Origin of the sequence: Nonomuraea mesophila, from assembly GCF_004352805.1 — a bacterium.
Taxonomy (GTDB): Bacteria; Actinomycetota; Actinomycetes; order Streptosporangiales; family Streptosporangiaceae; genus Nonomuraea; species Nonomuraea longispora.
In genome coordinates, this window is the sequence record NZ_SMLD01000113.1 from 24742 (window position 1) to 30958 (window position 6217).

The following is a 6217-nucleotide window of genomic DNA, read 5'->3' on the forward strand; positions in this document are numbered from 1 at the left end:
TCTGACGGATGACAGCGAAGGATTCGACATGCGACACCTCCGGGCGGCGACGGCGACCGCTCTGACGATCACTTTCCTGGGATGCGGCCTCGTCTCCGGCACGGCCTCGGCCACGACGGGCGTGCCCGGGCAGGCCCGGGCCACGAAGGAGCTGCGGGCGCTGGAGACCTCGTTCAAGGGGCGCATCGGCGCGTACGCGATCGACACCGCCACCGGCAGGACGATCGCGTACCGATCGGGCGAGCGGTTCCCGCTGTTGTCCACGTTCAAGACGATGGCGTGCGCGGCCGTGCTGCACAAGGCGCGCACCTCCCAGCCGGGGCTGATGAACAAGCGGGTCCGCTGGACGGCCCGCGACCTGGTGGACTACTCCCCCGTCACGGAGAAGCACGTCAAGGACGGCATGACCGTGGCCGGGCTCTGCGACGCCGCCATCACGATGAGCGACAACACCGCGGGCAACATGATCCTCAAGCAGATCGGCGGACCGGCCGGGCTGACCCGGTACTTCCGGTCGCTGAAGGACCGGGTCTCGCGCCTCGACCGCTGGGAGACCGAGCTCAACGACTGGACGCCCAAGAGCCGGCGCGACACCACCACCCCGTCGGCCATCGCCCGCGACCTGCGCGCCGTCACGTACGGCAAGGCGCTGAACGCCAAGGACCGCGCCCAGCTCAACGCCTGGCTGATCGCGAACACGACCGGCGACGCCCGCATCCGCGCCGGCCTGCCCAAGACCTGGACGATCGGCGACAAGACCGGCACCAACTCCGACGGGTTCGGCGGCGGGAACGACATCGCCGTCATCTGGCCGAACAGGGCCGCCGCCCCCATCATCATGGCCATCTACACCAACCGCAGGCCCGGCCTGGCCGCCGACGACAAGACGATCGCGAAGACCGCCGAAGTCCTGGCCCGCGGGCTCGGCAGGCTCTGATGACACGCCGGGGGACGCAGGTCGCACGCCTGGCCGCCGTGGGGGCGGCGGCGGGCGTGCTGGTCGCGGGGCTCGCCCTGCCCGCCGTGGGCGGCGCGGGGTTCGGGTTCGTGGCGGCGGCCGACGGGGTGAACCTCGAGCCCGCCGACCTGGTCGAGCCGCCGCCGGCCGAGGTCACGATCATGCGGGACGCCAGAGGGAAGGAGATCGCACGGTTCTACGAGGAATATCGCCAGGTCGTCGGCTTCGACGAGATCGCCGACGTGATGAAGACCGCGATCGTCTCGATCGAGGACTACCGCTTCTACGAGCACGGCGCGATCGACGTGGAGGGCACGCTCCGCGCGCTGGCCGCGAACCTGCGGGCGGGCAAGGTCAGCCAGGGCGGGTCGAGCATCACCCAGCAGTACGTCAAGCAGGTGCTGCTCAACTCGGCCGGCAGCGACGAGGAGCGCAGCGCGGCCGTGGAGGCCAGCTACGCGCGCAAGCTGAGTGAACTGCGGTACGCCATGGGGGTCGAGAAGAAATACACCAAGGACCAGATCCTCGAGAAATATCTGAACATCGCCTACTTCGGCGCCGGCGCCTACGGCGTCGAGGCGGCAGCCGAACGTTTCTTCGGCGTCAAGGCCTCCGAGCTGACCCTGCCCCAGGCGGCGACGCTGGCCGGAGCCGTGCAGGATCCCAACGCCACCGACCCCAACCTGGGCAGGGCGCAGCGCGAGCGGCTGCGGGCGCGGCGTGACGTCGTACTGGGCCGGATGGCCGAACTGGGCAGGATCACGGCGGCCGAGGCGGCGAAGGCCCAGGCGACCGCGCTGGGGTACAAGGGTACGAAGCTTCCCGGGGGCTGCGAATCCAGCAAATATCCGTATTTTTGCCTTTATGTCAGGCACGAATTGCTCAGCGACCCCGCCTTCGGCCCGACCCCCGAGGCCCGCCTGGCCACGCTCAACCGCGGCGGCCTGACCATCAGGACCACGATCGACCCGGCCGCGCAGGCCGCCGCCGACCGGGCGATCAAGAAGTGGGTCAGGCCCTCGGACCACGCCGTGGCCGCCGAGGCCCTGATCCAGCCGGGCACCGGTGCGATCAGGGCGATGGCCGCCAGCAGGCGTTACGGCCGCGGCGCCGACAGGAACGAGATCTCGTACAACGTCGTCGCGGACGCCGCGCACGGCGGCGGGACCGGGTTCCAGGCGGGCTCCACGTTCAAGACGTTCACCCTGCTCGCCGCGTTGAAGCAGGGCATGAAGGTGGACGACGGGCTCAAGGCGGGCGCCGGATACCGCGCGCCGGGGTACGCCGCGTTCAGGAACTGCGCGGGCGAGAACGTCGGCGACCCCACGCACACGGTCACCAACGACGAGGGCTCACCGGGCTGGAAGACTCTCCGCACCGGCACATGGGACTCCGTCAACACCTTCTTCATGGAACTGGAGCAGCGGGTCGGGCTGTGCGAGTCGGTCACGATGGCCGAGTCGCTGGGCATCCGCCGCGCGGACGGGAAGAAGCTGCAGGAGTACGAGACGTTCACGCTCGGCATCAACGAGATGGACCCGGTGACCGTGGCGAACGCGTACGCGGCGATCGGGGCGCGCGGCCGCTACTGCGCTCCGATGGCGATCACTCGTGTCACCGACGGGAACGGCAAAACCACCCGCTACCGGCCGAAATGCCGCCAGGTCCTCGACCCCGCCGTCGCGGACGCGGCCTCGGCCGTGTTGTCGGGCGTGTTCACCAAGGGCACGATGAGCGGCGTCGGCGGCATCGGCAGGGACGCGGCGGGCAAGACCGGCACCACCGACGACTACGCGGCGGCGTGGTTCGCCGGGTTCACCCCCGACCTGGCGGGCGCGGTGAGCGTGGGGGACCCGCGCGGCTCCCAGCGGCACAAGCTGGTCGGGGTGAGGCTCGGCGGGCGCTACCACGGTGCGGTGCAGGGCGCGAGCGTGCCCGGCCCCATCTGGCGGGAGACGATGGCGGCGGCGCTGAGGCGCGTGGCGCCGACGCCGTTCACGCCGATGGACCAGGCCCGCTTCGGCGGCTGCTCCGAGTTCTGCCGCCCTGGGGGAGGTGACCCGGCGGACCAGGAGCGGCGGGACCGGGAAACCCCGGGGACGCGGGATCAGTCGGACCCGGAGGACGCTCCAGGACGATGAGCGGGGCCACGCCGAGCATGACCGGGTCGTACGGCCTGTCGTCACCCCGGCGGCGCGGCGTGGCCTCTCCGCTCGACATTTGCGACATTGAACAGCGATAGGGATTTAATATCGAATAGCGGATAAAGGATTTTTCGGTCAAGTATGCCCCTGTGACGCGAGTTTCGAGCGATATCGGGTTCGCCTGCACCATGATGAGGTGAGCGGGCGTGGAAGCCCTGGGTACCGATGCGAGCCGAACTCTGACAGGGGCACACGAATGATCGACGCGCCACGGGCAACGGCGGCCTTTCTCTCTCTGATCCTGACAGCGGGCCTCGCCGGCTGTTCCGCGGAAGCGGACCAGGGCGAGCCGGGAACGGACGCCGGCCAGGCGCCATCCGAGATCTCCGCGGAGACCTCCGTCAGCGGGGACTTCGCGCGGCAGAACATGCTCATCACCGCCGTCTGCTCACCGGGGAACCGCACGGCCGTCCTCGTCGACGACTGGGACCCGCGGAGCTGGAAGCACATGGCGCATGCGGAGTTCCCGCTGCCGGCCACGGCGGTGGTCGAATCCGACAAGCACAGCCCCATCACCGCCGTCAGGGAATTGTGCGAGCCGGACAGCCAGCCCACCGACGTGGGGGACGCGACCGCCATCCGCTCGATTTCGACCGGGACTTCACGAAAATGGCCGTGGTCACCAAGGACCCGGAGACCGAGGCCACTCATGTCGGATATGTAGACCGCGCGGGCAAATTTATTGATTTGACGGGAAACCAGGACTTCGGCAACACCCCGCACGAGCACAACGCGGCCTTCGCGCGGGACGGAAGCGTGATCTGGTTCACGTACAGGGCGCCCGACGGCAACTTCGAGCAGACCAAGGACCGCGTCGCGAGCCGCCCGCTGACCGGGGACCACAAGGCGGTCGACCACCTGGAGTTCAAGGGGGTCATCAGTGAAGACATGATCACGCTGGAGGGCGGCAGGGCGGTGCTGGCCGGCGAAGCCTTCCTCTCGCCGGACGGCAAGCGCCTCCTGGCAGGCGGCCGTGTCCTGGACGCTCCGCCCGAGGCTCAGGCGGTGGGTCCCGACCTCGTGGACGGCGGATCCATCCCCTGCGGCGACGGCTGGGTCGACGACGACATGGTGCTGCGTGACACGCAGGACGACAGGTTCGCCACGGTCGACACCACCCCCGGGGCGGAACCCGGAGCGCCCATCGTTCCCGAGAACGACCACCGGAACGAGCCCATGGTGATCTCCCCCGACGGTCAGCGGTTCGTGTTCCTGTCCGCGAAGGGCGCCGCGAGGGATCACTTCATCTCCGGCACCGAGCCGGGATCGACGCCCGAGAAGGTCGAGCGGACCGGGCCGTTCGCCACGCTCGGTGACACCGCCGTGTTCATCGAGTGGCGCTGAGGCGCATGCCCGCGGCCGGATGTCCGGCCGGCGGTCGAGCGGTGACCTCCCCGTTCCCCTCGCCGGGCGAGGACGGCGGGAAGGGCACCACGGCGTGCGAGCGGAAGGCCGCCCTGCGGGAGCCCGCCGGCGGGGCGGGTCATAGCATGGAGCCATGGCCACGTGCGAACACCTTTCCCACGCCGACGACCCTGCGGCGAGGACGCCGGAGGGCTGCGAGGAGTGCCTGGCCGACGGAGGCCGGTGGGTGCACCTGCGGCGCTGTCTTGAGTGCGGTCACATCGGCTGCTGCGACTCCTCGCCGGCCAGACACGCCACCGCGCACTTCAACGCCACCGGCCATCCCGTGATGCAGTCCTACCAGCCCGGCGAGCAGTGGCGCTGGTGCTTCGTGGACAGCCGGATGGGTTAGCGCTCCAGCATCGCCTCCTCGAGGTCGAGCTGCGCCATCAGGTCGCGCAGCACCTCGTCCTCTATGTGGCGCTCGTCGCGCAGGCGTACGAACACCCGGCGTTCGGCCTGCAACATCTCGCGGCGCAGGCGCCGGTACAGCGCGCTGGGAGTCTCCGCGCCGTCCTGCCCGCTGCCGCCGCCCAGGCGCTCCCACGCCGACATCGACCGGCGCCACGCCTTCTCCCTCAGCTGGTCGATGACCTGTTTCTCGATCTCGTCGGGCTCGTCGCGCCCCGCGAGCAGCCGGTCCAGCTCCGCCAGCCCCTCCTCCAGCGCCGTCTGCTGAGCCGCCGCCGCGGCCAGGCGGTCCTCGTACTCCTCCTGGTCACTCGACACGCGCAGCCGACGGATCAGCGCGGGGAAGGTGGTGCCCTGGATCAGGAGCGTGCCGATCACGGTGGTGAACGTCAGGAAGAGCAACATCGCACGGTCGCGCTCGGGCACCTCAGGCGGGATGGCGTACGCCGCCGCCATCGACACCACACCCCGCATGCCCGCCCACCCGAGCAGCGTCACCTGCCGCCGGGAGGGTGGCTGCTCGCCCCCGCGCAGCAGGTTGCCGAGGGGCGTCAGCGCGAACAACCACACGAACCTGGCGGCGATCGTCACCGTCAGCACCGCGGCGGCGTAGCCGGCCATCAGCAGTTGCAGGCCCATGGTGGGATTCACCGGCGCTCCTCCCCCTAGGCCCGATCACCCCGCCGTGAGCGTACCCGGGAGGGCGCAGTGCCCCACGCACGGCGGCACCCGTGGCGCAGGAAGACGCGCACGCCGCACCCGTGGCGCAGGAAGGACGCCCACGCCGGCACCCATGACCGCGGAAGGACGCCCACGGCAGCACCCGTGGCGCGGGAGGTTGCGCGCGGGCAGCCCGCGCGGCGGAACGGCCGTGGTCACATACGCGGTGGACGCGGTGGACGCGGACGCGCAGACGACGCTTTGCGGGGTGGGCAGGTGCGGCAGGCGGCCGTCACCACGCTCTGCAGTGGGCAAGGGCGGCGGCGGCCCTCGCCACTCCCTGCGGTGGGCAGGGGCGGCGGGCGGCCCTCACCACTCCCTGCGGTCGCTTCTCTCGTGGTAGTCCGGCTGCTCCGGGCGCAGGCGCTCACCCGTGGAGAACATGGGGTCCCCGACGTAGGGGCGGGTCATCTCCGGATCGCCGTGATCGTCGCGGCCCAGGGACATCAGCGGGTCCACGGGGTTCTGGTGGGCGGGCGCCTGACGCTGCTGCGGGGCCGGGCGGGGCCGGCCCGCCCCC

At 70.7% G+C, this 6217-nt stretch carries 7 protein-coding genes; 5 read left to right on the top strand and 2 right to left on the bottom strand.

The features are described 5' to 3' along the window. Window positions 1-28 precede the first annotated feature (28 nt). The 5 genes from bla to E1295_RS32715 all read left to right on the top strand — a co-directional run bounded on the left by bla (window position 29) and on the right by E1295_RS32715 (window position 4918). Window positions 29-937, top strand: a complete 909-nt coding sequence (bla, locus tag E1295_RS32695; RefSeq protein ID WP_132636454.1) for a class A beta-lactamase — start codon at window positions 29-31, stop codon at window positions 935-937. Further along, window positions 937-3099, top strand: coding sequence for a transglycosylase domain-containing protein (locus E1295_RS32700; RefSeq protein ID WP_132636456.1), 2163 nt, complete (start codon window positions 937-939; stop codon window positions 3097-3099). Before bla ends, E1295_RS32700 begins: the two co-directional genes overlap by 1 nt. Window positions 3100-3358: 259 nt before the next feature. Continuing rightward, window positions 3359-3826, top strand: a complete 468-nt coding sequence (locus E1295_RS32705) for a hypothetical protein (RefSeq protein WP_132636458.1) — start codon at window positions 3359-3361, stop codon at window positions 3824-3826. Continuing rightward, the gene (locus E1295_RS32710; RefSeq protein ID WP_166427507.1) at window positions 3772-4506 is read left to right on the top strand and encodes a PD40 domain-containing protein; all 735 of its coding nucleotides are present in this window, start codon (window positions 3772-3774) and stop codon (window positions 4504-4506) included. Before E1295_RS32705 ends, E1295_RS32710 begins: the two co-directional genes overlap by 55 nt. Window positions 4507-4660: 154 nt before the next feature. Then, a complete protein-coding gene (locus E1295_RS32715; protein WP_132636462.1) occupies window positions 4661-4918 on the top strand; it encodes a UBP-type zinc finger domain-containing protein in 258 nt (85 codons plus the stop codon). On the opposite strand, the gene E1295_RS32720 is transcribed toward E1295_RS32715, so the two are convergent. Both E1295_RS32720 and E1295_RS49115 read right to left on the bottom strand, forming a co-directional pair. Next, complete coding sequence (locus E1295_RS32720; protein WP_246080610.1) at window positions 4915-5628, bottom strand: cation:proton antiporter domain-containing protein; 714 nt, start codon at window positions 5626-5628, stop codon at window positions 4915-4917. The two genes, E1295_RS32715 and E1295_RS32720, sit on opposite strands and share 4 nt — an antisense overlap. A gap of 378 nt (window positions 5629-6006) precedes the next feature. Continuing rightward, a partial coding sequence (locus E1295_RS49115) for a hypothetical protein (RefSeq protein WP_166427508.1) occupies window positions 6007-6217 on the bottom strand: 211 nt, incomplete at its 5' end.